The organism is Sedimentibacter sp., from assembly GCF_032080165.1.
Taxonomy (GTDB): domain Bacteria; phylum Bacillota; class Clostridia; order Tissierellales; family Sedimentibacteraceae; genus Sedimentibacter.
Window position 1 is genome coordinate 82563 of sequence record NZ_DAMASY010000004.1, and the last position, 26953, is coordinate 109515.

Genomic DNA, 26953 nt, shown 5'->3' on the forward strand with positions numbered 1-26953 from the left:
TTTTAGCCAAAAAATAAAAAAACCGGGCATTTTAGCCCGGTTCTACATCTTGATTATCTAAATTTTCAAATAACAATTCACTCGCTCTATTGATTTCATAAACAGCTGCTTCAATTAACGCATCTAATTCTCGATCTGTTATATTGATACCTTTAGTCTTAAGAAATTCTATTACATACATTTTCTTTTGAGTACCGCTTCCTGGAAGCTTAAATATTTGTTCAGCTGCAGCCACAGCAATATTAACCCACATTTCAATTGTTGTTAATTTTTCATTTGTTAGCTTAGTTCGTAGCCACGGAGCTACTAAGCCTGTTAAAATAACACCTATTAACGATATTACAAGCGTTGCAATTTGATAACTTATATTACTCATATAATCCCTCCATTTATTTTATTTTGTTTGCCATATTTATTAAAAGTAAATCTAAATACTTTACAACGTTAGAAGCATTCTGCCAATACTCCGTTGTATTCATAACACCTTTTTCCTTTAAAAATTTTAAAGCTTCATCTACTGTTTTAATTTCCATCCTTGCCTCCAAAATCTTAAAATACTCAATAGGATCTATCGAAACACCTTGTGCGTTTCTGACTTCAAAATGCAAATGGCTACCATACGAATAACCGGTCTGTCCTTCTACTCCGATGAGTTGCCCTACTTTAACCTTGTCGCCTTTATTGATTAGCCGTTTCGATAAATGACAATAATGAGGAAAGTAACCATAACCATCATCCATTTTAATGTAATTGCCCCATTCCCATGTAGGATTAGATTTGTCCAGGATGATTTGCGAACTAACGACAGTTGCATCGCATATAGCTAATATATTTTTAGAGGTAAGCCCTACACAATCTATGCCCTTGTGAGGTCTGGTATCGCCGTTAAGATTTCGAGGTCCAAACGGTGAAGTGATTTTATATTCACCTTCATAGAGTTTCATCATCATCCACTCCCTCATCGTTTAAAATCTTCTTTTTCCGCTTCTTAACGATAGTCAGTAACCAGCCTACGTCATTCCCAGCATCGTCCAAGTTCTCTAAGATGGATTGACATTCTCTAAGGAATAAAACAGCATATACAACAGTGCCTAAAAAAGAAGCAGCTCCTGCTACGGGAGACACCCTATAACTTAATCCAACCATAATAAAGATTATTAGATATGCAAATATTTTTCTCGATGTTCCTGTCCACATATCATTACTATTTATTTTCCTTTTTTTAATACTGTTCCACAAGCCACCATTTCGACACCCTATTGCGTAATACTTAGTTATGACATCTAACATCATTACACCAAGAACAGCGCAAAAAGCGGTCAAATAAGCTTGCTCTGGAAACATAACATACATTATTGCACTTAAAAAAACAGCCCAGAACGGCTGTACATTTTCAAATGCACTTTTTAAATACTCACTCATTTCTCACCTCTATCCAGGTTGTCCAAACCTTATATTTTCGTAATCTTTGCGCTTTACCTTTACTTCCCATGCAAATTTAATATTGTCGCCTTTCACTACAAAGCTTGTTTTATTTCGTTCTGCTATATATACTTTTCCGTCGCCGTAAGCCTGTAAAAACACTTGATAAGGTAAATCAGTATTAACACAAGCGAGCAATTTTTCGTCTAAAGTTATAATACATTCACCGTTTACAACTTCATTTTCGCCTATATCACCGAAATATATTTCGGCTGTTTCGTATGCACTAAAATATACTTTTCCATATTCTTCGGTATCAATTACACAGTTTTTCATACCGCTTACATTAAAACTAAGGCAACTAACAGAAACAAGTTGCGCGCCTAAACGTATTCCGTACGGGGCTTCAATATCAATTGTCCCAAATGCAACTATATCTAAATTTGCATCCCCTGCAATGTAAGAAGCCCATTCAATTCCGTCATTAAACCGAATACCACTATTGTCTACTATTGTTGCGCCTGATTCAAATCCTGTGCTTAAATAACCGTTGATAATTGCATTTCCGTTCTCTACTTTTAATAGGTATTTATCATCAGTTTTACTGTAAATTTCAATTGCTCCGTTATCAATAGTAGTCGTATTTTCAGCGCTTTCACTAACTAATGTTGAGCCTGTGATTGTAACCCCATCAATATTTATAGCTGTTAGCGTTCCTGTTGTGATTTCGTCGGCGCTTATACTCTCACCAGTTATAGCAGTTCTCCAAATCCATTCACCCTGAATATTTTTTGCATTTGCGATTAAAATGCCCCCACTTGACATTAATATAACCCAAGTGCTTTCATCTTCCGTTGGTTGGTTGTGTATCAATATGCCTCGGTCATCAAAAGTAACATATCCTGTTTGTCCCTCGACTGTTTCAATTGCATCATTCAAAGTACCTGTTAATCTTTCGGCTATTAAATTTCCATGCTCATCTATTACATTGTTGACTTTTTTCTCAGTAGTAGACACTCTTTTGTTAATATTAACAAATTTTGTTGTCAAGTCTTGTATTGGTTTGCCTAAAATTACCCTGCTATTTAACCCTGTTACTAAATCTCTTTCAAGTTCTACAATTCTGATATTGATTTCAATATTTAAAGCATCGTCAACTACTCTAACCGTATCACCTAAATCAAAAAAACCTAATTCTTGCAGTTCGCTACCTTGTACGACTTCAACCTCATAACTTACAGTGTTTTCAGCTCTGTCAATTATTCGCCTTATAAATTGCAAATTCTTTCCGAATCTAAAATCAGCACCCCTATTAGCACCTAATTGTTGTAATAACGCAATGTCATTTTGAAAATAAGATAATTCACCGCCCCAAATTACCGCAACTTGATATAATAAACTCTTGATATCTGTTTCATCTTGTATGTCAATAGACGATGTTGTTGTTACATCCGTTCCTGTGAATGTAAATCCACTATCTAAAAGCAAATCATTCATAACATATATTGCACTTCTGTTTTCATGCACAAATGTTAATTTTGTTTGTTTTATTAAATCATAACTGATATGTTCGCAACTAACTACTACTTTTAACATGTTATTTTCGTCGTGTTCATCTTCTAATGAGACAACTCTAAAATAGTCATTATCGTATACGATTAAATTATCTTCATCATACAAAAATTCTGTTTTTAAAGGTTCAATTAAAGCCACAAAATTAAGTACATATTCACCGTTTATAACTTTATGTACATTTGCACTTTCAAGGTTATTTAAATAAGCTAAAATAACATTATCTTGATTAATTATTGTAAGTATTTTACCCACCTACTTTCATTTAAAAAGGACCTCATAAGAGATCCTTTTTGATAAGCTAATGCTTAGTTGACAAAATATTCGTTTTGTTCCCTAATTTTTATTATATATATTTAATGCTGCATCATAAGCTAAATCCAAATTAGCTTTTACTATGCCTTCAAAATCTAATTTTGTAAGATACCTATGTAGCCAAATTTCTTCTGATTTTTTATATTGTCTATTTCCCTCTGTATAATATGGTATTTCAGATTTAATTACATTAATAATAAAATTAAATTTTTCTTCATTAGTCATGGTACCACGCTCCATATATATTTTTTATTATTTTAACATATATAATTACATGATTCCATATGTAAAAAACACACTTTTCTAAGTGCTTTTTAGTTTTGTTCCCTAATTTATAGGAACTATTTTATCTTGATAACCGTCTGCAATTAACATCATGTCAACATCTTCTTTAAGTGGTAAAAGCTTTGAATTACTAAATACTAACTTGTAATCCAATCTTCCTTCTTCAATTCCTTGCACTAAATATAAAGCCATAGCTTCCATCTCCTTTTCTCCTTTAATAGTTTAATATAATAAAATCCAATGCACCTTGCATGGTTTCTATTTGTGATTGCAATTTTTCAATTTCTGTCGGCTCCTGCTGTATCGGTTCCGGATTATGTGCGTCAATAACTGCTTGAACTGCTATCATATCAGCACCATCCGCAAAAGTCATCCATACATTTTCTGCTGTTATTTCTCCGTCTTTTCTATCGTGCATAACACTCAAAGGCACTATTCCGGCTACAATTAACTCATCATGTAGTTTATTTGGATTAACATTATTAATAATCATTTTAACCTACCTTTCTAACCGAACAACCTGTCCCGCTTGGTGAAATATCAACTGCTGTTCCTTGCGTTTGGGACACCCTAAGATTTAATAATGTACCAACTGTGCAATATTTAAAATAACTATTATATAAATATGTCGGACTACCGCTAGCCGGCATAAATGTTTGTAAATAATCTGTCCAAATATTCCTGAGTCCAACTTGCGTACCTGTCGCTAATGTAGCAAATACAATGCCACAATTTATTTCGTACATTCCTTCCTTAGTAATTTTAATTTGTCCTGTTTCGGCGTCAATTTCGCAAAAATCCTCTCCATTATATGATACTTTATTTGACCAAACAACCTGAGTAGTTGTGCTGTGCGGTATGCTTTGATTTGCCGATATGCTAAATTTTGCATATTTTTTGCTATCGGCTATCAAAGAGTTAATTTGTTGCCTAATATCTGGATGGGCTGTTTCGTCTAAATTGTGTAGTTCAACATTCCCTCCACTCTCATTTTCGATCTTTGTAAAATTTCTGCCAGATACCATCAAATTTTCTTTTACTGTGTTTGTTCCTAATATTTTTTCTAATTCCATAAGTCACCACCTATACTATATAAGTGTTTCTAAATTCAACACTAACATTAACATCAAAACTTGTACCCTTTATTGTAATCATGCTTTCGCCTATAGGTATATTTATAAACTGACCTGTGAATCGTGTCATAGCACTTACTTTCTCATTGCCCTCAATCGTATAAACTATCATTTTTTCACTGTCAATATAAACTGTTTCGCCTGATACTAAATTTGATAAAGTAAAGCTATTTATGCCATTGTCAATAATAACACTTGTACAATTAGTATTTGCATATACCTCGATTAACGGAGTTGCTTCAAAGTTTCCATTGTTTGTTACTGTTTTTGTTGTTAATAAGCTTATATTTTCCCATGCTAAGCTGTTTGTGATAATGTCAAATTCATCAGTTATAAAATCAGCATTATTTGTAATTATGTCATTAGCATCACCTAACAAACCATATTTGCAAAAACTTGCTTTAAAATGTATTGTAATCTCAGTAAATATAGCGCCTTCCTTGATTTTAATAGCGTCTATAACCTCCGCCCAATAAAACAAAGTCGGCTCATCTAAAAATATGAGCATTGATTTAACACCTATAAAACTTTGTAAAAAAGTTCTTTGTCTTGTTCTGCGCGTGCTTATATTATTGTCGTAAATACCTACTGTAACATCAATAAAATTGTCCTCATACCTATTAGTAAAAGTTTGTGAGCCATGCCTTTTTGGTACAATAAAATCAAAGTTTGTTTTTACAGGAGTTGCATTTCTTTTAATGTCGATTAAATATATATTATTTGATAAATCAAAGTTTAAGTTATCGACAACCACATCATTAAATGCAAACCCTCTAACTCTGCTTAGTTTAGCCATTTATGCAACTCCTTTCTATCCTAATACTGTTCCACGTTCTTTTGTTCTCTGCAAATTATATAATTCTCTTGCAATCTTTTTAATATCCGCTTCTTCTCTAACTGTAAACTGATTCCCGGTAATAAGAATACCACCGCCAGTTCCACCATCACTACTATAAGCTTCATTTTCAGCTGCAGTCATTATTCTTTCACCTTTATGTACTTCTGCGATATAACCGTCATAAGGTACATAAGGTAAACCGCTTGCATGACTACCATCATAACGTTGATTGACAGTTCCCACATCTTTATCTTTTGCCTCTGTTTTATTCCAGCTACCAAGCCACTCAACAGCTGTTTTAATAGCTCCCGTAACTCTTTCAAATACATTTATAACCGTTTCTACTGTTTTAACTATTGCACCGAATGTCACTTCTACAACCCCTTGAATGAGTGGAAATGTCGGAGAAATAAAATCCCATAATGCTTTAAGTATAGGCAATAAATTATTATTGAATAACGACCATACTTTATTGACAACCGTCCAAATTACATCAAATACCTTTTCTGTTACTTCTTTAATTGTTGGCATATTTTCTTGAATCCAACTAAACAACGTTGATAGTACAGGTAGAATATAATCACTAAATAAATTGTATACTGTGGTCACAACAGTAGTTATTACGTTGAACACAACACTTATTACCTCTTTAATCTCTGGCATATGTGCAAGTATCCAATCGAGCAAGTTTTGTAAAATCGGTAAAAACTCATTAGACAGCTGCATAAATACCGCTCCTACAGCGCCCTTGACATCTGCCATGGTGTCACCAAATTTTACATTAGCCTTTACCGCTTCTTCGGACATAACAAGCCCTAATTCATCAGCCCTGTTTTTAAGGTCATCCATACCGTCAGCACCAGCATTTAAAAGTGGTAGCATCTCTGTGTATGACTTACCTAATAAATCATTTCCTAATGCATTTCGCTCAGCTCCCTCTGGCATTTCTGCGAGTGCATTCATTACATCGTCGAATATGTCAGATTGAGATTTATTTTTTAAATCATCCATGCTTATGCCAATTTTATCGAATGCCTGAACGTTTTTTTCTGAACCTTTCATTGCATCATCCATGACATCAGAAAGCTTTTTAATACCACCTTCCAACTTGCCTACATCAGCACCACTTTGCTCTGCTGCATACTTCCACCTTTGGAGCTCTTCTCTGTTGATGCCTGTTCTTTCTGATAGCTTGTCTATTTCATCAGCACTTTCAGCTGTTTTGTTTGCAAGTGCCAATAATGCACCGCCTGCAGCTGTTGCCCCTGCTCCGATAGCAGCGCCCCATTTTGCAGCTGTTTTTATTCCATTACCTAACTTAGTTCCAAGACCGTCAGCTTTCTTTTCGGTTTTAGATATGCTTTCTTCTGCTTTTGAACTATCAACCAAGATGCTTCCAAACAAACGAAAAATTTCAATAATAATCACCCTCTTTCATGGCATAATAAAAGCACCCTTTTTAGGATGCTTCATATTTATCTGATTTTCTCATATTATCCTTAGCCCATAATGGCTGTAAATTGGTATAATGGAAACATTCTCTTTGCTGTTCTTCCTTAGTAAAGTCAAACAATGCACAAGGCTTTATGTGGTCTATATGCCACTCACCATAGTTGTCCCATGTCATTCCATCTTGAAATTGGCTTTCTAAATGGTCTAATAATGTTTCAACTGAACAACCAATTAATCTTTGTGTTGAAGCAGATTTAGTGTTACTTTTTATTGCTTCATAGATTCTTTTTCTACACCTCTGTAATATTCTGTATCCGATATCTGTTTTTATACGCTTATAATGTCTTTGTTTAATGTTTTCTTTTAATTCTTCTTCATGTTCTTTGTAATAATCTTGAAAGTATTCTCTGTACCATTCTTTTCTTTGTTCTTTATATGCTTTATTTCTTTCTGAAATCCATTCTTTGTTTTCTTTATAATGTCGTTTGCTTTTTTCTTTATTATATTCTTGATTTTCTAAATACTCTATTTTTCTGCATTCTTTACAACTAAACTTTAAACCATCTTTAGCCTGAGACGATTTATTAAAATATTCAGTTGTTGCAGGCTTTATTTCTCCACACTTGCAGCACTTTTTATAACCCTCTGAAATTTCTTCAATGGGATGTTTGACTCTCCATTGTTCTTTGCGTTTTTTTGCTTATTTCTTCTGAGCGAGCCTTATAATAATTATGTTTACATTCTTTACATTGAAATTGATAGCCATCTCTTAGTTTTGAAAAATTTTCTATTGGTAATTCTCTTTTGCATTTAGTACAAATTTTAGTTTCCGTAATAATAACACCTCCGTTGTGTTGTCCGATTATTTTAATGTAGGAAACAAGGTTCGGAATACCTTGTTTGTCAGCTCGCGACTGCCTATCCTACAATAATATTATATCATAATTATACATCATTTACAATCATTTCCTTTATTAAAGGCATTTATTATTTCTTTTACATCTTTCAAGATTTCCTCGTCACTCTTAACCTTACAAGGCTTTATTTTAGCTTTAAACTCATCAAAGCTAATATGTTGATAAGGAATCCATCGTTGAAATATAAGCTCTTCCTCTCGTTTTTCGTAAGCATATTCGATGAAAGGAAGAGCTTCTTCTATATCTAAATTCGTTGGATAATCTAAGGAACCGTATCTCCTTAGTAGCAGGTCTATTGTTTCTTTGTAATCAAACCTGCCAATAAAGTAAAAAAACGCTTAAGGTCGTTCTCCTTAGAAAGCGTTTCAAGATAATTAGCTAACATTAAAATGTCCATTTGCTTAACAGCTCCTGGAGTCATTTCAAACGGTCCTGCTAATACTTCATATATAGCATATTCAGAATTTTGTTTAGAGAATATTTCAATTAAATTTAAAATACCTTCAATACCAACATCCTCAACATCAACTTCGCCTGCGCTTGCTTTTTTAAGTAACGGTTTTATTTCTTCTTTTAAGTTAGCTTTTGAGATTGCTCTCATAGCTGCAAATACGTCTTGTGTTTGTAATTTACGCATATAATCACTCCTATGCAACTGAACTGTCTGGATAATAGATTTCAAACGGCGGCACGTCTAATTCAGTGTCATCATAATGACCTGTAAATGTTGTAGGAATTAAACCTTCGCTCTTGTCAGCCATATTAAGAGTTAAGCCACCTAATGAAATAGCATTCTTAACAACTATAATAACAGGAGTATCAGTTTTTGAAAGTTTACCCACCCAAACAACATTGTCAATATAGTCAGTCAACTGTATATAGTTGTTTACCGTAATTTTTTTATAACCGGTTGGACCGTCTGCTGCTACCCCGGTAGCCAATGCTGCCATAATAGACTCCTGAGTTACTTCTTTAATGTTAGCCATTAATGTTACAACCCATTCATCAATAACTTCTAACCCTTTTGCAGCTCCTTTTACTCCATCAATTTCAATTTTTCTAATAGTAGGAACAGCTGAAAATGTTCCTCCGCCCTGCGTTGCTCCTAATAGTTTACCAGCTGCAACCGCACTATCGAAAGTGTCTGTTCCAACTTCAAAATTTTTAAAAAATGCTCCTGCATCTAACAGCAAATTTTCAGCTGTAGTTGCTGTAAATCCACTAAAAACCTTCGGTTTTGGCATATTTATTCTCCTTTCAATTCATATAAATGTATTTCAAAAAGTAATCGTCGTCTAATGATTAACTTATCATCCTCTTCAACTTTCTGTCTCAACCCTCTGTAGACTGCAAATTGTATCTCATCATTATTAAAATAGTACTTATTTAAGGTTGCTTGTATATTATCTGCTAAATCCTCAACAATTCTTGTGCTTGTGCCATAGTCAATAACATTAATCTCTAATTGATATAAAGTTTTGCCTGCATCATACGACACTTCGCTAAGTTCATACACTATACGAGGATAAACGTCAGGTTCTTGATTTCCTTCGTAGTATACATTTACTGTAAGAGTCTTAAATATTTTCTGCAGTTCAACTCTAAGCGCCCACGTCTTCATTATCTCCTACCTCCTCATCCTCGTTTATTAATGCTTGTGCTTTTAACTCATCCTCGATAGCACTCAAGTATTGAGCCTCTATCTTTTGTATTTCGTCAATACTTTCAAATACAGTATCTCTTAAAATACTTCGTTTCGGCTGATTGTCGCCACCAAGCTCCTGTAAAACTCCATACCAAGTGTTATGTTTAAAGCCAACTTGTAAATCGGTTTCTTTCTTTCTAACCCAGTATTGAGTTGAACTATAAAGTCTTTTGTTCTTCTTCATACCTGGCAGTTCTTTGAGTTTTATTATCATCTTCTTACGAATGACTTTTGCAACATCTTTTAAAGCAGCCCTTGAAAGCTCTTGAATGGTATAGTTAACCCGGTCAACACTTGATGTAAATGTTACACCGTTTTTATTACTATACTTTGTTACTGATTTAGGCATTGGCAATTAAACCACCGCCTCACAAATTAGCTCTATAAAATCTCCTTTTTCAAAGGTTCTAATAATGTTATATGGTTTTGTTTCATAAGTAAGTTTTCTTTCTTGTTCATACTCAAAAGAATGTATTACAAAAGTTACTTCTGGCCTTAATCCAGCTGTAAGAGCTTGGTAAAATTCGCTTTGTTTAATAGATTTCTTGTTTGCATATACTTGTCTTGATGTTTCAACTTGTACAGTATCTCCACCTTCATCGACTGTATTGACTATTGATATTAGATCAATTACATCTTTAAACATCTTTTGTCACCACCTGATAATCTGATGATAAAGCTAAATGAATTTTTAACATTTTATAACTTTCTGCAAATCTTTCCGCATCTGGATTATCATAACCAAAATTAGCTTTGCAATATAATGTTATCGCTCGCTTGATTAATGGATCCATTACTTTAACATCTACTAACATAGGTTCTGGATTTGGTACTTCCTCTGTCGGTTCTGGTGTTTGGTCTTCTGTAACAATAACAGTTTTATCGATATTGACATTCACGTTTTTTAATTCTGCTTTTGCAGAATCTATAAGGTCTGATACTTCTGTATCCATTACAGTGTTACTTATTCTTAAAGCTTTTTTTATATCATCTAATAATGCCATGTAGTCCCTCCTTTAAAAGAAGGAAGGGAGGTTAATCCCTCCCTAATAATTAAACTGTTGTGTCCTCAACTGTAACAACAACCGTCAATGTTGTAGCGCCAGTTAATAACTTGAATGTCTTATCTCCAACAGCTAAAGTAGCAAGGTATTCTTTCTTCAAAGTTACCTTATCACCTACAATTGTATAGTTTTCAACATTAACAGCTGTTGAACCTATTTTTATACTGGTTACAGTATCATTCCCAGTAACAGTCAGCACTACATCCTTGTAACCTTCGCCTAATGCGTTTTTATCAAATGTAGCTGCTTCAGGGCTAACTGTTACTCTGATTTTTTTCCGTATACAAATGATGCAGGTTGTGGTGCCCCACTAACTACCGCATAACCAGTATAGTCATTAATTCTGTTCTTTCCGGACACGTCCTTAGTTATGCTTAAACCTTCATTCCAGTTAAATCTGTAATACTTAGGATTTCCAATTACAAAGTCACCATCAGATAGGAATGGATCAACTTCTATTGGGTATTTACCGAATGACTGAATGCCTACACCGTTAATAGGATTGTGCATGAACCTATCCTCAGCATCTCTTGAGAATGCCATAGCATCCATTATATCCTGAGCAACATAAATTTTTGCACCAATTCTCTTTCTCTTATCAGTCAACAATGCAATACCAGCTGTTATAGCTGCATATATATCTGCAACATTACCTTCTGCAGTTCCTATAGTGTATTCACCATCTAAAGCAACTCCGCTTGCTGCAATACCTGTTAAAGTGCCTGTACCATCACCATAGAATATATCATTAGCAATCTTTTCAGGGATAGCCATTGATAATTCGTCTAAGATGTAATTGATAAAGCTATCAACTGACATTGCTTCTAATTTCCAAGTTACTCTGATAGTTTCAGATACTTCAAGTACTGTTAAAACTAATTCAGCCCACTGAACTTGACCGTCTTTGTTAGCAGTTCCCTCAGCTTGTTCTTCTGCGCCTGTTCCACCTGCTCTGTAAGGGAATTTGACATATCCGTTTACTGCGGTCTTTGGTATATCTCTAAAGAACGGTGATGCTAACTCAATTCTGTTCATTAATTCCATCATTACATCTTCAGGAATAAATAAACCACCATTATTAACTCCATTGTTGTTTGCATCAGCTGCAACATAAGTAGTTGCTGTAGTAGTTAACGCAGTTCCAACTGCTCTTTGTTCAACTTCATCTAACGGCAATCCCATTAAAGTTTTTGCCCAACCGCTTCTGTACTCAGGAGCTTTTAACACATTATGTTTTGTAAATTCCACTTTTCTTTCCTCCTTAAAATCTTTTATAATGTTTGCATCAGGCAAATTAATTATGCCGTCAATTAAATTCTTTCTTTTTTCAGCTTTATCTAAGATTCCTTTTCTCTCTTCTGTCAAAGTGTTTATTTCTTTTTCTAAAGCATCTAAGTCAGCACCATCTTTGTCTATTTCAACTTTAATAGCTGATAATCTTTCTTCAATTTCTTTTAATCTCATTATTGCACCTCGCATTTTAATTTTAATTTGATTTGTTTTTTTCTACGCTCTAACAACTCCTGTTTCTCTGCCTCAATCACTCCGTTAAGGTAAGAACGAGCGGATATTTCAGTGTCTTGGTTTGCCGGTATGGAAACTGCTGACACGTCATAAACTTTTTTAACTTTTAGTATGGTTCTTGTCCTTGTTTCACTGTTATAAGAATCTTCTTCTACTGTAAATGCCCAACTCATGCGTGTTACAAGTCCGTTGTTTATTTCTTCATACATTTCTTTGCTTGCTGATGATTTGCTTAAATCTGCGCAAATAAAAAGACCATTGTCGTTTGGTTCCACGATTAATGATCCGTTAGATTGTCTTGCTAATACTTTGCCTTCATGGTCATATTGCATTATTATGTCTGACATATCCGCACCATCTAAAGCGTGTCTGTCAATTACTTCATAATACTTTATTCCATCATACTCCCAAAGCAAATAAGGTTTATCAAAAGTTGTAGCGTAACCTTCCACATAATAATCTGTATCAATCCTCTTTTGTTGGCTCTGTGGTTGTAGTATTGATAGGTTCCTGTACTCCCTATTATCCTTTAATGGCATTTCCTTCACCTCCATCTAACTTATTAACTTCTGAATACTCTTTCCTGATATATCTCTTATCTCCATCTTCAACATGGGGCATATTCCAAATGTCCATAACTTGATTTGTAGTTAAAATACCTCTATCAAACATCTGGGATGATACTTGTAACTTTGTATTATTGCTTGCGTATTGCATTCTGTTCGATGTAAATAATATTTGATTTCCGAATGCTAATTCTTTCTGTGTAAATGTCATGTTTGACATAACTAAACTAAGTTGCAAAGCGAAAGGTTCAATTTTACCCTCATAATAAGCATTCCATCCGTCTTCTGTCCAATCATTTTGTAATACTTTCTCGTTTGTACCAAAATAATTATACACATTGGTTTGAATGATTTTCATCTGCTCAGCATCTACAATAAATGGCTTGCTTTCAATTTGTTTTACTTCAGAATATTTAGCATCAAACATCATTACACCGGATGTATTGTCAGAACTTAGATTATCTTTTGAAAATCTATCCCTTTCTTTCTTTATGTCCTCTGGTCTTAAGGATTGTCCGACTTTAGCCATGAATCTTAACATTGCAGATTGTTTAATTCCCTCTTCAATGCCTTGTTTTTGAATATCTAACAGTTGCATAGTAGGAAGTAATGCTTTGTTTCCCGTACCAAAGAAATCATCTTGATATTGATATTGTGTCAATATTCCAACTTTATTTAATTCAATTGCTGCCTTTTGTCCGTTAGAAAATGTGTATCTTAACCACGGTTCCCCTTTTACGTCTAATATTTCTGTTCTTTGCGGTAGTAATGGATAAAACCCTACTATCGTTTCATAGTCATTAGCATATAAAGGCACTATGAATGCTGTAGTGTCAATACTCAGAATAGTTGCAAGCCGGTATATAAATTTGTATGTGTCCATATATGGATTTGGTTTAAACTGTAATGTCTTCTCTAAGTTTTTATATGCACTTCCTTGTATTTCCGGTTTTAATTTTGCACATTGAGTTGCAAAGGAATGTATTGCAGCTCTTGTAAGTTCCATTTCATATATACCACCGGCATAAGTAGTGAAAGCTGGTATATATGCGTTTAATGTTTTAAAGTAACCATCAATATTATTTTCCCTTTGTTTGGGAAATATTTTTTCTAAAAGTCCCAAATTTTCACCACCTTTAAATCATATTCATATAATTTTCGTAATGTCTTTCTAAAGCTATATATGCATCAAGTAAACTTGCAACACCATCAATTCTGCGCCTTTGATTACTTGTTTTTACTAAGGAAATATTATCATTTTTATCAACATCTATTGCTGCATTGCTTAAATTCCACTTTAATATTGGATTATTATTATAATTAATCTTCTTAGCTTCTAAATCTGCAGCAAATGACTTCATAGGACTTGACATTGTTTTTTTACCTTGAATAACTGGCTCTGTTGATTCCTTGCCAAAATTGATTTGTAATTCATCAACTATATATTGACTATTCCAACTGTCATAACCTATTTTATATACATATATATCGAGATCGTTTTGAACTTCAAGAAACCAATTTGTAACATCCTTATAGTTGATTTTATTACCTTCAGATACCCTCAATAAACCCTGCTCTAACCAAATATCATAAGGTATTTTATCCTCTATTACACGTTGTTCTAATAAATCAGCCGGCAACCAATACATTTGTTTGACGTATAGTGTTTCATCATACGGCACCTTAAATATTATAGTTGCACATGTTAAGTCAGTAGTGTTAGAAAGGTCCAATCCACCGATGCAATATCTCGGTTTTAATTTTGACAATTCATAAGTAGCTGTATTGTTCAACTGCTCGAATGTTAACCAGGATTCAGAGGATGTTTCTCTGATGTTAAATTCCTTGCAAATTAAGTTTTTTACAAGTGCAGGATTCTTAATTGCCTTTTCTACTTTTCTTCTTAAAGTTTCAAGGTTTTTAATTGTGCCTAATCCCGGGTTAGCTTTCTTCCAACACTTAGGATCCGTCCATTCTTTACGGTTATCTAACTCATAAATAAAAGAGATGGTTTCCTCATCGTGGTAACCATCTGGATCAAAGTATCCGTTTATTATTCTTTCAGAGTCTTCGTACTCAGTATCATATATATCTTCCCTGATTGTGCCAGCTGTCGAAGTAATATATATTAATGGCTGCTCTCTTGCACTTACACCATCAGCTATAATGTCATAGAGTGCTTTACCATTTTTCCATTGATGTATTTCGTCCATCAGAGCGCAATGTATGTTTAATCCATCAAGGGTATCGGAATCACTTGCAAGCGGCTTGAATACACCATCATTAAAATCACTTAACAATTCAGCAACAAGAGTTCTAATTCGTTTTAATAGTGATTTAGATTTGCGTACCATACGCTTTGCTTCTTGCCATATGATTTTAGCTTGGTCTCTTTTAGTAGCTACCGCATATACTTCAGGACCCGGTTCTCCGTCTCCTACCTGCATATATAAACCAACTATTGAAGCAAGTAATGACTTTCCATTTTTCTTTCCTACAATTAACTTTGATTTTCTATATTTTCTGTTTCCATTTATGTCGATAAATCCGAATACCGTTGCAAGATGTGCTTTTTCCCACAGCTCCAGCACAACAGGTTGACCACCAAATTTACCCTTAGAGTGTTTACAGTAATTTTCTGCGAATTCTAATATGTGATTCGCTCTTTGTGGCGAGTAAAAATATTCACCTGGATTATTTATGTCATATGCAACTTTTTTATAAGTCCTGTAAATCTTATCTGGAACAACTTCTTTGCCGCTTTCTATGTCTGCCCAGTATTCAAGTATAGGATTATAGTCTTTTGGGTACTTAACCATCAGACATCTTCCCTTCCATTTACGAAGTCATCAAATCCATCATCTTCTGTTTTGTTTGTTTCTTCTTTAGGAAGCAAGCTTATCAATTTATCATAAATGGTCGTATATCTATTGATCATTGTGTTGTAACTTTTTTGAGACGGATTTTCAATTATCATTTTTTGAGCGCCTTGCTCAAATAAATAAGTAGGTCCTTTACTTTTAATATTATCCTCTAAAATTTGAAGGGTAATTGTCATAAACGCTGCTCGTTCAATTAATCGCATTGCAAGTTTTCTTTTGTCGTCTGAAATCTCTTTAAATTGTTCTAACATTTTATTAATTTCTGTATATATTAATTCATCTTGTTTTGTCTTGCTAAGTTTAGCCATTTATTTAACCCCCCTCTCATGTAAAATTACCTGTGTATTTTTTGAAGGTTGCCCATCGGTCGTCTCGTTTAAGCATATAAAATTATTTATGGGGGGACTGTATTAATTCCCCATTACAGTCAAACATTAATCCTTCTCTGACAATATCTTTATCCATGCTGAATGTTTTGATATTGTGACACTTTAAAGATAAATATTGTAAGTTATCATGATTTAATGTTATATATGGATTATTTATATTGTCAGGTGTCAACTCTTCTATATGGTCAACTATGTATCCTAAGTCTTCTCCACAGTATTGACACATTCCACCATCTACTGAGATTCTGTCTGATATAAATGATTCTCTGCAATCCTTCCACGCTTTACTATCATAAAACCTCTTTGCAAACTCTTTTGCCATGTGATCACCTGCATAATAAAAGCACCCTTTCGAGTGCCTATGTAATATATTTATTTTACGTGTTCTGCTAATTCTGCTTGTACTTCATAAATGTTTAATGTCTTATTGAATTGTTTCTGTATTGGTTGTCCTATTCCTGATACCCAAATCTTTAACTCGGCATCTAAATCTAAATGTCCGGCTGTCTCAACGCTAAAGCTTGTTATCTTGCTATAAGGGATTGATCTGCATTCTATTTTCTTCCCGGTCATTCCTTGGACATCAATAAGTATTAATCTCCTGTTAGTAAAAATAAACATGTCTCTTACCAATTTGTATGCTTTGTCAACAATTTCTTTGTCTGATAAAAGATGTCCATATTCCTTTTGGGCTGCTTCGATACTATATTCAGATGCATTACCCATCAAACCATTAAATAATCCCATCACACAAACCTCCTAATTTTAATTAATTAATATTATAACCATACAGGAAAGATTTTACAACATTAAATTCCCCACCCCTATACCCTATGCAGCCTGATTCATATCTGCATCGTCACAAAACCTAAAATTTAAAACGTGTATATTTCAACACAAAATGAACTTGCTCCACCGTCCGGATACAACAAAACCGTGCCGAATTGCACACGGTTTAATGCGTCATGAAGCTGCTGTTTTGTATACTGCCTGTAAAAGGCTGTGCATTATAATTTACTGCCGCTTAACGGCTGTGTTTGCTGTAATAAAAAGACACCGCTGGGGGAAGCAGTGTCTTTGTCAAGGAGTACTTAAAGATGAATTAAACACTTCTGATGGAATCATAATAACATAAAGAAAGTAGTTTGTAGTATCAACTTATGTAAAAAAATATTTTTATAATCGCAATCCTCTTTCATACGCAAATATATTTCTTGCTTTTTTTAGATACCTGAACACAGTCGCTCTTCCTGCAGGTATATGTATAACCGCTTGTTGTACCCTGCCTTCGATTTCTCCTTTTTTCATATCTCTCTGTGCATGTGGAAAGTATACTATTTCTACCGCCTGCCGCTCCCATATATGTAATTGTGCTAATGTTTTTTCTACAGCAAGTATGTCCCATAATTCAGCTTGTTTCTGTCTCAATATCCCCTCTGCATACATTATAGCCTGTTCCGTAGGCTTGCTTATGCCTGTCCCGCCTAATCGTTGCTTTCTTTCATATTCCTCAAGTGCTTCTTGGTAGTACTTCTTTTCTAAATCTTCTTTATGTGGTTTTCCAAGGAAGGCATAATATCTAAATGCTTCTGTTGCATAATCTCTTATGTGGTCTTTCTTCAATTTACCCCTCCTCTTTTTCAGCAATCATTTCTCCCATGCTTTGTAATGCTTGATTTATCACGTTATAAGCAGTTGCACCGATTATTTCACCTTGATATATATTATTTAGCATGGATTCCGCAGCTTCATATTGACCTTGGTATGATTCTATTTTAGTTATATTCATCCTTTCTTTATGTTCATTCAACAATTTTGTTGTTATGCTGTGCATTTTTACAGATGTTTCATATTTATTAGCTACGTCCTTAAGCAGCTCAACCGTTTCTTTGATTTCCTCCGGCTCTAATCCTGTATCTTCATATGCTGCAAGTTTTCGATATAGTTTCAAAATAGTACAACCGGAACAACTTGGATATTTACAGTCACAATCAAATCCCATGTAACAAAGTTGTCTTATTTTTTGTTGTTCTCCGTAATAACAATCTTGACTTTCAGTTAATCTCTCCATTTCTCTACCCCCAATGTCCATTTTTCTTAAGTATTTCAATCACTTCATCTGCGTATGGCTCGTCTGTGTTGATTACTAAGTAAGTATTTAATAACTTATTATCGTTTGTACGACAACGATATATTACGTCTAATAGTTGTTGCAGCCTGTGTTTTGCTAAAGGAGATAAATATTTTGCAATATCATCATTTTTTAAAACTGTAAACTTATCTAAATTCCCACCTTTTAAATTAGTCATATTTACCTCCTCAGTTCCTCCGGAAACTCCCTCAATATGTTTTCTTTTATTGACTGGCTTCTCATCAATATCAACCATAAAATAACTTCCGTCAGGAGCCAATACTTCTAATGCATCATATGCTGATGTATAAAGCGTTCTGGTTTCACTAAACCTTGTAACTTCATAGCCCTCTTCTTGTAAAGCGCCTACAAGTAAGTCAATCAGCAGTTCTATATCTTCATTGTGTTTTTTAATTTTCATATTACACCTCCATCCTAATTTGATTGCCTGCTGATTTTTTAATCTTCATCGGCTGATATTTCTTCTCAATATCAAACACATCCATTTCATTAAATAGAAAGCTTTTGCATTTATTCGGCGTCACGCATAACCGCTTAGGTCTTTGATGGTGTTTAACCTCGCAATATGCAATATCATCATCAATCAGCACAGCATTTGCACAGTAACGGCAATATTGTTTCATTGTTCTATCCTTATCCTCTCAAATTTTATTACCCAAACCCACGGATTAGCTTCCCAGCCGTATTTATCAAGGTCTTGTTTTTTGATTGTGCCGTTCCACAGTTCAATAAATGCTTTTAACGCTGAATGTGAGTTACTATACTCGTTATCATATGAATGTATAAATCCTCTCGTATCAATACACCCCTCTTTAATAGCCTGTTCTTCTGTAATATCCTGCAACCTCTCAACTCTTACGCCTGTTACTTTTAAAAATATCCTTGCCGCTTCCTTTGGCATGTGGATTGACGGTTTCCATTTGATATCACTTTCCATGAACAAATATTCGTCTACTTCTTTGCATCCGTATTCTATGAAATCTTTATCAGCAGCATATAAGATAGTGTCTGTTTCTATATCGTTGAATTTTTCCCTAACATAGAGAATATCTCCGACTTTATATTTAGGCTTTACTACATTTCTTCTTGTAACCGTCTTTCTATCGTCAAGTATTGCAATTGTCATATTGGTATTGAACAAAATCGGCTTTGCGATTTTTAATAGTTCTTCTCTATTCATTGTCCACCTCCAACAATTCAGGATTTTCAAATTTATTTCCTATAATTCTTGTGTCAAATATTTTTGCATTAGCAATAACAAAATACAAAAGTGTATCTCCGTAAGGACTATGCCCGATGCGCTTAGCTTTAAAGCAAGCATTCTCATAGTGAATTAAGTATCTTTTTATAATTTTCTTTTTATTAAGTTTATTGAAGTAGCTCTGCTCTAAAATATCGCCGTCAACTATCATTTCATCTGTATCGGGAATACTCTCACCTGTGTATTGAAGAATTTCATAATCACCTGTATATTCAGCACATACAGTCCAATTATTGTTGTCATCAGCTCTTAACCTTAAAAAATGTTTATCGTTTATTGTCCTCAATAAACTTAAAATTTTGTGCATTTGTAATCATTTTCTGATTTTTCTTGTCCCATATGCTGTATTTGATTACTCTATTCATTTGAACCCTCCTTATACTGTTCAGGCAATGGTTGCCATGCTATAACTGGATTATTTTGCGAAACTTCACTCATGCCACCGCCTTTCATTATTCCTTGATACTTAAACTTATTATTTATAAAAAACACTTCCAAAACCATTTTATTTTTAAGAGTTGCCAATACTCTTTGAGTTTCTTCCGGCAATGCCTCTTTAACATGAATCCAATTATTCTTAAATTGCTCGCATTTCATCCTGTCATTTTCACCTCCTGTGCAATTTCCATCAAAGCACTTGCGACATAATTTGAAATTGCATAACGGTAAATCAATTCTCATTTCACACCTCCCATATCTCTACTTCAACCTTATCGCCTTGTCTATAAACAATTTCTTCTGTAATACTATTTATGTATTTATTGTTATCATTAGGCAATATTCCCGACTTCTGTAATGCATCAAATATAAATTTCTTAGCTGACATTACATTATCTTTATCTCTACGTTTCGTTTGCTCGTACCATGTAATTTTTATATTTACAGGTCTTTGTATTCTCTGTTTTAATCCTTTGAGAATCCATATTATTTGGTCTTCCGTTTCTTGCTTGAATCTGTTTCCTGCATGTCTATTACGGTTTATTTTATTTATGTACTCGTTCAGACTTGGTAGTCTGAATGGTATTGTAAATTTTATCAATTAATCATCTCCTAACAAATCATTAATCTCTATCTGTTCTCTTATTTGAATTCCATTTTCTTTTAGCGTCTCTTTGTAATGCATTAAGAGAACCGGTGTTAAAGGTTGAATGTTTCCGTCTACATCTTTATACGTCCCCGTTTTTATGTTTTCTTCAATCTTTTCAAGGTGTTTTTTCTTCGCACGCTTTTGCTTATCCTCTTGATATTTCTTCCTGCGTTCACTTTTAGCCTCTTTAGTCTTTTTATTTTTATCGCTTTCATGTACAACTTCTATTCCTTCTCTTATATCCTCGAGGTCTTGTAATAAATCCCGACTTTCTCGCTTCTCAATTCGAATATTAACCACTTCTAATTCAAATTTTTTATTGTGATATTTAGCATTATGCAGTTGCATATGATGTCTCATTTTTTCTTTTTCATAAACTGCATCCGGATACATTTTTAAATACATTTCTAAGTCAATTATTGGTTTTCTGCTATCAAATAGTTTCTTGCCTTTCACTATTTGTATAACAGGTTCGACTATAAATCCTTTTCGGTATTCCGTTGTTGTTTTAACGTCATAATAGACATTTCCAAGAGTTAAATCTCTTTCTTTGCCGGTACACCAACATTTATTATTAAAACACCCATTATTTGTATAATTTAAACAATCATAAGGGTCATATCTGAAATATGGTTCACAGGTATCTTCGTTGATATGGCAGCAGGTACAACTTATCATCCCGTTTGTTCCAAATTTCTTATTGAGGTTTTCTAATGTAAGCTTCTGTCTTTCGTCCTTAATTTTCTCTGCACTATTGTCATAATTATATGGCTTATCAGACAAATGCCACGAGCACTTACCACCATAATTCAATTCTTTCAAAAGAGGATGCCAAAGTTCACATTCTTTTTTACGATAAGGGCAATGAAAGTTATAATTATTATTTTCTACTCTCCATTCAACGCCCATGTGACTCATGTATCCGTACGTAAAATATCCTTTCATCATCACGCCGCATGGAGCTTCCCATACACTGTTATATAAAAATTCTGATGTGTATTCGAATTCATGTGTATTTGCATACCACCTTACATAGTCGGGATGATTATCTTTTGTATAGCCTTCCGCGAGAAGTTTCTTTGTCAGCTCGTTCATATCCCCATACATGGTCTTACTCCGAAGAAATTCTCCAATTTGTCTCTTAATTCATCCGTGGATATGTCGTATTCTTTTGCAATACATTTTTCGCATACGGAGGTTTTATAGGCTAAAGTTTTAGAACATTTGTCATCCCAAGTATTTAATTGCTTTCCGCATATATTGCAATGTTTATCAATTAAATTACTTTTCTTCATACTTACCTCCTAAAAAGGCACATCCTCCGGATCCACCGGTGTGAATATATCCTCATCCTCACTCGGAAAACTACCGCCCTGCGGTTTAGCTTGTCCCTCGTTCTTACTGCCGATAAATTCAACCCTATCTGCTATAACATCAGTTGTGTATCTCTTTTCTCCTGTCTGGGTTGTATAACTACCTGTATTTATTCTGCCGTGAACCGCGCATTCTCTCCCCTTTGCAAGGAAGTTAGTGCAACTTTCTGCCATCTTCCCGAACACAGTTATATTTATAAAATCTGCTGTTGGTTTGCCTTGGCTTATGGCTTGTTGCTTTTTCTCCCCGAATAACTCCTTATCTACTGCTAAGTTTATCTTTACTACTGCTAACCCTGTAGCAGGTACAAATGCAAGCTCGGGATCTTTAGTTAATCTCCCTATCAATACGACGCTATTCATGGTTTACCTCCACTAAATAATTAACCTTTTTACCGTTCTTTATTGCATATTCAATTTCTGATTTTGTACTTTTGCCTATATAACCACCAGCGTTAATTACAAATATTTCATCCGCCATATAAATTTTTCTTTTGTGCATATCGTCAAGCATTAACTTTGTTTTCTCATCTAATGCTTCGGTATCTCCTGAGTGTCCAAATAAACCAACCGATATTACTATATTGCCTTGTAATGTTAATACTTTCTGGACCATCTCAAATTCATTTCTAAATTTTGTACTACCGCATAATGTGATTACTTTATATTTCTTCATTTTCTACACCTCCACTAACTAATGTTGTAAATTGAAGTCTGAACATTCTTAGCCAATTTCGTATTAAAATCATTTACAAATTTCTTTTTAATCTCAAAGCCGTATGATTTCCTTCCTAATTGCTCGGATGCCAATAATGTAACTCCGCTACCCGCCGTTGGATCAATCACCACATCTCCGATATCTGTAAATATCTCTATAAGGTTTTTTATAACGTATATGCTTTTTTGTGTGGGATGAATTTTTATTGTTCCCGTGTCTCGCTCGTAGCTAAAACAATAGTTTTCAGGAATGTCAACCCCGTTGAATATCATTTTGCCATTGTTATTGAACTTTGGCAGCTTGTCCCTGTATAATAAAATGGCATATTCACAATTTCCCACAATCTTCATGTTTGCCTTTAAAACCTGAGCCGAATAATTTTTTCTGAACACAAGATTTATATAGTGATTGAATCCGTATTCTTTTGCTTTTTCTATCAACATGAATTGTTGTTCGAATTCACAAAATACAATCATACAACCGGCTTGCTTTGCTTCTTTAGGTTCTTTCTTTAGCATAGTAGAAGCAAAATGCATAAATTCAACGACGTTGAAATTTTTGTCAGTATCAAAGAATTGCTTTCCCGCTAATTCGCTTTCTCCGTTTTTATTGTCGCCATCTTTGTACCATGACGGGTTACTTGCGTATGCGTCAACTCCAACATTGTATGGAATATCGGCAATTATTAACTGTGCTTTTGGGATGTTATATCTTTTATAATTTTGAAAATGGTCATGATATAATTCCAATTAATCGCCTCCACCCTCTGATTGTTCTTCGCCTTTCCAATATTCGACATAGTAATTGTAGTTTCTTCCTGTCGACTTTTCTTTTCTCATCCTTACGGTGTATCCTGCTTTTATAAGCAAAGTTGCTATCTCTAAACGTTCAACTTCTGTTAATTTAGATAGCTCTAAGGTTTTTACGTTCATTTATTCCTCTCCTTCCTTGGATGCATTTAAACCTAAATCCTTTAACCTTTTTTCAAATCGTTCTCTTGCAATTCTTTCTAAGTCTTCACCTGTATAGTCATCATTTGGTGTAAAGTTGTGGAATTTGTTAGGCTTAGCATTGCTTGATTTATCTTGCTGCTTCTGTTCTTTTAAAGGATAAACCGTCTGCCAGTTATGTAAAATGCTTTGGTCTATAAGTTTGATTTTCATATCATTAGTAGCAGCTAATTCATCTAATTTTTTAAGAAGCATATCGAATGCTCTTTCCGTCATAGGTTTCTTTATCTTTTTACGCATCTCTAAAAAATCTTTTAAGGCTTGTCTTAAATTATCATCAGAAGTATAGTTGTCCAAAACACTATATATATTATTAATGTTCTTATCATTCTTTACATTCTTGTTTATCGTGTCGCTACTCTGTCGCTTTCGAACCTCTTTCGTAGCTTTTTCGTTGTCGCTTTCATCGTCGCTTTCGTAATTACTATGTGTTTGATAATAGTCGTAATTATCAATATTTATCAACATTCCCCTTGTCGCTTTCGATGTCGTTATCATTGTCGCTTTCGTGTCGCTTTCGTACCCCCTTTCATCGGGATTTCGTAAAAACGTTAGAATTTTATATATTTGGTCCTTGTTAGGCTTCTCTAATCGGGCTCCTACCTTCCAAGAACAACCTTCAATAATATCATCATATGTAACCCACAACTGACCTCTTTTTAACCCTTTAAAATTTCCGTGCTGAGCTTTAGAAAGTAAAAATATCCAAACTTTAAGATAAAGAGGCGGCTTATTCCATATTTCGCTTTCTATTAGCCTTCTGCTTAATAATATGTATCCGCCAGGGATTAACGGTTCTGCCAATTTAATCCCTCCTTCTATGCTCTTTTTTATGGCATTCTTCACATAAGGTTAATCCATTATCAACCACATACCGTAGTTTTTTAAACTTAGCGAAAGGTTTAATGTGATGAGCGTTTAATTTACCACCTCTTTGTCCACATTTTTGACAAGTGTAATTGTCCCTTTCAAATACCTTTGATCTCCAATTTTCATATTGTGGTGTATGTCTTTGTTCTTTTGATTCTCTTTCCCATGGAGGTGTCACTTTACCTTGCCAAATTTCTACCTCTCCATTCGGATTAATACCTACGTGACAATCTGACAACATAATACCAACACTATCAAGATATTCATTGCTTGAAAAATATCCATTTATAAAAGCGCATTCTCTACATAAGGTTATGTTTTTTTTGAAATAAGCATAATCTGATTCTTTAATTTCGCATCCGCATTTATCACATTTGTATATTTCGAAGTTAACCAACCTATTGCCATTTCTTATTTTCACAATTCTGTCTAACAACTTACCACCGCCCTATTTATTGAACTGCCATGAACTTTTCAGCTTTTCTATTTCCACTGGTGTCATAGTACATATATTTAATTCTTTAGCCTCTGAAACAATCCCATCAATAAATATTGACATCTGTTTTGTATCAAATTCAGAACTACCCATAAATACCTTGATGTGTTTAAATCTCTTGCCATTTAGTTCTGATTGCCCAAATTCCTCACAATATTTGACTGATTTAATAAGTGTTTCAACTGCATCCTCAACTACCGATATAACACTTGATGGTCCATATCTTTTAAGCATTTGAAAATATATTTCTTCCTTGCTACCTCTTAGCACATCTGCTATTTTCGTTATCAATGCCCAAGCGTAATTATTTGCGTTTAAAGAACGTTTCTTCTTTTTATGCTCAATCGTACAAGTTTTGGTCTTATCATCATTTAACAATTGATTTAGAGGCTCCATGTTGCTTTCTTGCTGTCTAGAGATTATGAGAGTTACCTCATAATCCCCGCTGAACTGTCTTGTTATTTTGCCCTTAGTAAAAGTAAGTTCCGTTTTAATCACCTACCTATAATTTTTGCCTATTACCTGCATCCAAAGTTCATAAGAATAATTCTTTTCAAATTCAATCTGCGCCAATTGCATGATATGTTTATCGAGTTGTGTATTTTTATCATGTAATTCTCTGTGACATTTAAAGCATAACGGAATTGTTAAACCATATTTCTCTGCTTGCTTTCTATTCGCTGTTCCATGCATACAGTGGTGAACTTGTAAATTTCTTTCACTATGACATACATAACAACGGTGATATTCACTTGTAACTATGCTATTGATTTTCATTTGATTCACCATCTTTAAATTTTGCTAATTTTTTATATCCAGTTAAAAGTTGATCGTATTCCGCTTTTGTCAATAGATCAGGAGTTTCCTTGTGATAATTTCTTTCTATCTGTTTGAAAATAGTTGCTTTACTGTATCCCGCTTGCGTTGCAACCTCAAAGAGTTTAAGAATATCCTCATTTGTTACATCTCCAGTTTGGTTAGTTATGTCGCTGTCCGAATTGTCATCAATGCAGAATAATCCGTTTAATGCGTACTTTCTTGCGTAGCTACTTGAAGCACCTGTTATTTGACTTCCGTCCATTCCTTTTTTTGCTTCTTCTTCTCTTGCAAATGCTGACACACTTGTTGATTCTGCATTATCAGCATCTATTAATGTAGCAGTAGCTTGTACATAAAACCTTTCACCCTCTTTGATTAATTGGTCATGCAGTTGCAGCACTAAGCCCTCTTTTTTTAGCAATGGTTTTACAGCTTCAAGTATATTTTCACAACTTCTGTATTTATATTTTCCAAATGTGTTATATTGTCCTTTGGGTGCTTTTAACTCAGCTTGTACATTTAAAAGTTTATTGAAAATGCTCATTATACCTATTTATCCTCCCCTCAACTTCGTTTTTTTCACGTTCTAATTGCCTTTTATGTATCTCTAATTCTTCAATAGAATATTTTATTATCTCTTCGAAGCTGTCATTTACAACATCCTGTAACTTAAATATTGCAGATTGTACATTGTCTATATCTTCTTCAAGTTGTCCTAATTCTTCTTCTAAATCATCTGTACCTTGTATATATTTTTCGTATGTCATTGTTCATCACACACCACAAATTTATTATCTTTAAGCGTATAGAATGTGTTTTCTTTTATCTTCTTGCCGTCTACTTTTGCAGATTTAACATTCTTTAAATGCCAATTCCAATCCTCGCCCTCTTCCCATTCTGCTAATACGATATAACAACCCAATGCGCCTTTTGCCTTACTTTCTATACCTGTAGCCATTGCAATACTTTCCTTGCCCTCAACTGTCGCAGCACTTTGGTCTCCTGTGTTAGTCGCAGCACTTCGGTATCCTGTGTTAGTCGCAGCACTTTGGTATCCTGTGTTAGTCGCAGCACTTTGGTATCCTGTGTTAGTCGCAGCACTT

The 26953-nt window shown here is 34.2% G+C and carries 44 protein-coding genes and 1 pseudogene; all 45 read right to left on the reverse strand.

Annotated elements, in window-relative coordinates; genetic code table 11:
- Positions 1–31: 31 nt before the first annotated feature.
- Positions 32–376 carry a phage holin family protein gene (locus RT412_RS06895; protein WP_313413121.1) on the reverse strand — a complete coding sequence of 115 codons (345 nt, stop codon included), beginning with the start codon at positions 374–376 and terminating at the stop codon, positions 32–34.
- Positions 377–389: 13 nt separating this feature from the next.
- Complete coding sequence (locus tag RT412_RS06900) at positions 390–944, reverse strand: M23 family metallopeptidase (RefSeq protein WP_313413122.1); 555 nt, start codon at positions 942–944, stop codon at positions 390–392.
- On the reverse strand, positions 931–1422 hold the full coding sequence (locus tag RT412_RS06905) for a phage holin family protein (protein ID WP_313413123.1): 492 nt from the start codon (positions 1420–1422) through the stop codon (positions 931–933). Before RT412_RS06905 ends, RT412_RS06900 begins: the two co-directional genes overlap by 14 nt.
- A gap of 9 nt (positions 1423–1431) precedes the next feature.
- Positions 1432–3249, reverse strand: a complete 1818-nt coding sequence (locus tag RT412_RS06910) for a hypothetical protein (protein WP_313413125.1) — start codon at positions 3247–3249, stop codon at positions 1432–1434.
- Between the two features lie 81 nt (positions 3250–3330).
- On the reverse strand, positions 3331–3534 hold the full coding sequence (locus RT412_RS06915; RefSeq protein ID WP_313413126.1) for a hypothetical protein: 204 nt from the start codon (positions 3532–3534) through the stop codon (positions 3331–3333).
- Positions 3535–3636: 102 nt separating this feature from the next.
- Positions 3637–3786, reverse strand: a complete 150-nt coding sequence (locus RT412_RS06920; protein WP_313413127.1) for a hypothetical protein — start codon at positions 3784–3786, stop codon at positions 3637–3639.
- Between the two features lie 22 nt (positions 3787–3808).
- A complete protein-coding gene (locus tag RT412_RS06925) occupies positions 3809–4087 on the reverse strand; it encodes a hypothetical protein (RefSeq protein WP_313413129.1) in 279 nt (92 codons plus the stop codon).
- Position 4088: 1 nt separating this feature from the next.
- Positions 4089–4667 carry a hypothetical protein gene (locus RT412_RS06930; RefSeq protein ID WP_313413131.1) on the reverse strand — a complete coding sequence of 193 codons (579 nt, stop codon included), beginning with the start codon at positions 4665–4667 and terminating at the stop codon, positions 4089–4091.
- 10 nt (positions 4668–4677) lie between these two features.
- Entirely contained in the window at positions 4678–5523 is an 846-nt protein-coding gene (locus tag RT412_RS06935) for a distal tail protein Dit (protein ID WP_313413133.1), read from the reverse strand.
- A gap of 15 nt (positions 5524–5538) precedes the next feature.
- Positions 5539–6954, reverse strand: coding sequence for a hypothetical protein (locus RT412_RS06940; protein WP_313413135.1), 1416 nt, complete (start codon positions 6952–6954; stop codon positions 5539–5541).
- Positions 6955–8226: 1272 nt separating this feature from the next.
- Positions 8227–8571 carry a hypothetical protein gene (locus RT412_RS06945; RefSeq protein WP_313413136.1) on the reverse strand — a complete coding sequence of 115 codons (345 nt, stop codon included), beginning with the start codon at positions 8569–8571 and terminating at the stop codon, positions 8227–8229.
- Positions 8572–8581: 10 nt separating this feature from the next.
- On the reverse strand, positions 8582–9178 hold the full coding sequence (locus RT412_RS06950) for a hypothetical protein (protein ID WP_313413138.1): 597 nt from the start codon (positions 9176–9178) through the stop codon (positions 8582–8584).
- A gap of 2 nt (positions 9179–9180) precedes the next feature.
- A complete protein-coding gene (locus RT412_RS06955; protein WP_313413139.1) occupies positions 9181–9555 on the reverse strand; it encodes a hypothetical protein in 375 nt (124 codons plus the stop codon).
- On the reverse strand, positions 9536–9988 hold the full coding sequence (locus RT412_RS06960; protein ID WP_313413140.1) for an HK97 gp10 family phage protein: 453 nt from the start codon (positions 9986–9988) through the stop codon (positions 9536–9538). The genes RT412_RS06955 and RT412_RS06960 overlap by 20 nt, the downstream gene beginning before the upstream one ends.
- Before the next feature lie 6 nt (positions 9989–9994).
- Entirely contained in the window at positions 9995–10285 is a 291-nt protein-coding gene (locus tag RT412_RS06965) for a phage head closure protein (RefSeq protein ID WP_313413141.1), read from the reverse strand.
- On the reverse strand, positions 10278–10643 hold the full coding sequence (locus tag RT412_RS06970) for a phage head-tail connector protein (protein WP_313413143.1): 366 nt from the start codon (positions 10641–10643) through the stop codon (positions 10278–10280). The genes RT412_RS06965 and RT412_RS06970 overlap by 8 nt, the downstream gene beginning before the upstream one ends.
- Positions 10644–10692: 49 nt before the next feature.
- On the reverse strand, positions 10693–10995 hold the full coding sequence (locus tag RT412_RS06975; protein WP_313413233.1) for a X2-like carbohydrate binding domain-containing protein: 303 nt from the start codon (positions 10993–10995) through the stop codon (positions 10693–10695).
- The gene (locus RT412_RS06980) at positions 10965–12167 is read right to left on the reverse strand and encodes a phage major capsid protein (RefSeq protein ID WP_313413145.1); all 1203 of its coding nucleotides are present in this window, start codon (positions 12165–12167) and stop codon (positions 10965–10967) included. The genes RT412_RS06975 and RT412_RS06980 overlap by 31 nt, the downstream gene beginning before the upstream one ends.
- Positions 12167–12766, reverse strand: a complete 600-nt coding sequence (locus RT412_RS06985) for an HK97 family phage prohead protease (protein WP_313413146.1) — start codon at positions 12764–12766, stop codon at positions 12167–12169. Before RT412_RS06985 ends, RT412_RS06980 begins: the two co-directional genes overlap by 1 nt.
- A complete protein-coding gene (locus RT412_RS06990; RefSeq protein ID WP_313413147.1) occupies positions 12750–13916 on the reverse strand; it encodes a phage portal protein in 1167 nt (388 codons plus the stop codon). Before RT412_RS06990 ends, RT412_RS06985 begins: the two co-directional genes overlap by 17 nt.
- 13 nt (positions 13917–13929) lie before the next feature.
- Positions 13930–15612 carry a terminase TerL endonuclease subunit gene (locus RT412_RS06995; protein ID WP_313413149.1) on the reverse strand — a complete coding sequence of 561 codons (1683 nt, stop codon included), beginning with the start codon at positions 15610–15612 and terminating at the stop codon, positions 13930–13932.
- The gene (locus RT412_RS07000) at positions 15612–15983 is read right to left on the reverse strand and encodes a hypothetical protein (protein ID WP_398439064.1); all 372 of its coding nucleotides are present in this window, start codon (positions 15981–15983) and stop codon (positions 15612–15614) included. Before RT412_RS07000 ends, RT412_RS06995 begins: the two co-directional genes overlap by 1 nt.
- An 82-nt stretch (positions 15984–16065) precedes the next feature.
- Complete coding sequence (locus RT412_RS07005) at positions 16066–16386, reverse strand: HNH endonuclease signature motif containing protein (protein ID WP_313413151.1); 321 nt, start codon at positions 16384–16386, stop codon at positions 16066–16068.
- A 50-nt stretch (positions 16387–16436) separates the two neighbouring features.
- Complete coding sequence (locus tag RT412_RS07010) at positions 16437–16811, reverse strand: PH domain-containing protein (RefSeq protein ID WP_313413152.1); 375 nt, start codon at positions 16809–16811, stop codon at positions 16437–16439.
- A 429-nt stretch (positions 16812–17240) separates the two neighbouring features.
- Complete coding sequence (locus RT412_RS07015) at positions 17241–17687, reverse strand: hypothetical protein (RefSeq protein WP_313413153.1); 447 nt, start codon at positions 17685–17687, stop codon at positions 17241–17243.
- A gap of 1 nt (position 17688) precedes the next feature.
- A complete protein-coding gene (locus RT412_RS07020; protein ID WP_313413155.1) occupies positions 17689–18135 on the reverse strand; it encodes a hypothetical protein in 447 nt (148 codons plus the stop codon).
- A gap of 4 nt (positions 18136–18139) precedes the next feature.
- On the reverse strand, positions 18140–18616 hold the full coding sequence (locus tag RT412_RS07025; protein WP_313413157.1) for a hypothetical protein: 477 nt from the start codon (positions 18614–18616) through the stop codon (positions 18140–18142).
- Between the two features lies 1 nt (position 18617).
- Positions 18618–18839, reverse strand: a complete 222-nt coding sequence (locus RT412_RS07030; protein WP_313413158.1) for a hypothetical protein — start codon at positions 18837–18839, stop codon at positions 18618–18620.
- Positions 18836–19396 (reverse strand): hypothetical protein, encoded by a 561-nt coding sequence (locus tag RT412_RS07035; protein WP_313413159.1) that lies wholly within the window; start codon positions 19394–19396, stop codon positions 18836–18838. Before RT412_RS07035 ends, RT412_RS07030 begins: the two co-directional genes overlap by 4 nt.
- The gene (locus tag RT412_RS07040) at positions 19389–19784 is read right to left on the reverse strand and encodes a YopX family protein (RefSeq protein WP_313413161.1); all 396 of its coding nucleotides are present in this window, start codon (positions 19782–19784) and stop codon (positions 19389–19391) included. Before RT412_RS07040 ends, RT412_RS07035 begins: the two co-directional genes overlap by 8 nt.
- 50 nt (positions 19785–19834) lie before the next feature.
- Positions 19835–20158 (reverse strand): DUF551 domain-containing protein, encoded by a 324-nt coding sequence (locus RT412_RS07045; protein WP_313413163.1) that lies wholly within the window; start codon positions 20156–20158, stop codon positions 19835–19837.
- Between the two features lies 1 nt (position 20159).
- Entirely contained in the window at positions 20160–20516 is a 357-nt protein-coding gene (locus tag RT412_RS07050; RefSeq protein WP_313413164.1) for a RusA family crossover junction endodeoxyribonuclease, read from the reverse strand.
- Positions 20517–21671, reverse strand: coding sequence for a hypothetical protein (locus RT412_RS07055; RefSeq protein ID WP_313413166.1), 1155 nt, complete (start codon positions 21669–21671; stop codon positions 20517–20519). It lies immediately after the preceding gene.
- Positions 21656–21859: a hypothetical protein gene (locus tag RT412_RS07060; protein WP_313413168.1), complete on the reverse strand. Its 204-nt coding sequence runs from the start codon at positions 21857–21859 to the stop codon at positions 21656–21658. The genes RT412_RS07055 and RT412_RS07060 overlap by 16 nt, the downstream gene beginning before the upstream one ends.
- Before the next feature lie 9 nt (positions 21860–21868).
- Positions 21869–22300 carry a single-stranded DNA-binding protein gene (locus tag RT412_RS07065; protein WP_313413169.1) on the reverse strand — a complete coding sequence of 144 codons (432 nt, stop codon included), beginning with the start codon at positions 22298–22300 and terminating at the stop codon, positions 21869–21871.
- Positions 22293–22613 (reverse strand): hypothetical protein, encoded by a 321-nt coding sequence (locus tag RT412_RS07070; RefSeq protein WP_313413171.1) that lies wholly within the window; start codon positions 22611–22613, stop codon positions 22293–22295. Before RT412_RS07070 ends, RT412_RS07065 begins: the two co-directional genes overlap by 8 nt.
- A gap of 14 nt (positions 22614–22627) precedes the next feature.
- Entirely contained in the window at positions 22628–23404 is a 777-nt protein-coding gene (locus RT412_RS07075) for a site-specific DNA-methyltransferase (protein ID WP_313413174.1), read from the reverse strand.
- A complete protein-coding gene (locus RT412_RS07080; protein WP_313413180.1) occupies positions 23405–23587 on the reverse strand; it encodes a resolvase in 183 nt (60 codons plus the stop codon). It lies immediately after the preceding gene.
- Positions 23588–24469 carry a hypothetical protein gene (locus tag RT412_RS07085; RefSeq protein WP_313413184.1) on the reverse strand — a complete coding sequence of 294 codons (882 nt, stop codon included), beginning with the start codon at positions 24467–24469 and terminating at the stop codon, positions 23588–23590.
- Position 24470: 1 nt separating this feature from the next.
- Positions 24471–24971 (reverse strand): HNH endonuclease, encoded by a 501-nt coding sequence (locus RT412_RS07090; RefSeq protein WP_313413186.1) that lies wholly within the window; start codon positions 24969–24971, stop codon positions 24471–24473.
- A 12-nt stretch (positions 24972–24983) separates the two neighbouring features.
- The gene (locus RT412_RS07095) at positions 24984–25529 is read right to left on the reverse strand and encodes a hypothetical protein (RefSeq protein ID WP_313413188.1); all 546 of its coding nucleotides are present in this window, start codon (positions 25527–25529) and stop codon (positions 24984–24986) included.
- Positions 25530–25808: a hypothetical protein gene (locus tag RT412_RS07100; protein WP_313413190.1), complete on the reverse strand. Its 279-nt coding sequence runs from the start codon at positions 25806–25808 to the stop codon at positions 25530–25532. It abuts the gene before it with no gap.
- Positions 25795–26394, reverse strand: a complete 600-nt coding sequence (locus RT412_RS07105; protein ID WP_313413192.1) for an ERF family protein — start codon at positions 26392–26394, stop codon at positions 25795–25797. The genes RT412_RS07100 and RT412_RS07105 overlap by 14 nt, the downstream gene beginning before the upstream one ends.
- Entirely contained in the window at positions 26378–26617 is a 240-nt protein-coding gene (locus tag RT412_RS07110) for a hypothetical protein (protein ID WP_313413194.1), read from the reverse strand. The genes RT412_RS07105 and RT412_RS07110 overlap by 17 nt, the downstream gene beginning before the upstream one ends.
- Positions 26614–26953: pseudogene (locus tag RT412_RS07115) on the reverse strand (hypothetical protein); the annotation flags it as partial. The gene RT412_RS07110 and the pseudogene RT412_RS07115, both read right to left, overlap by 4 nt.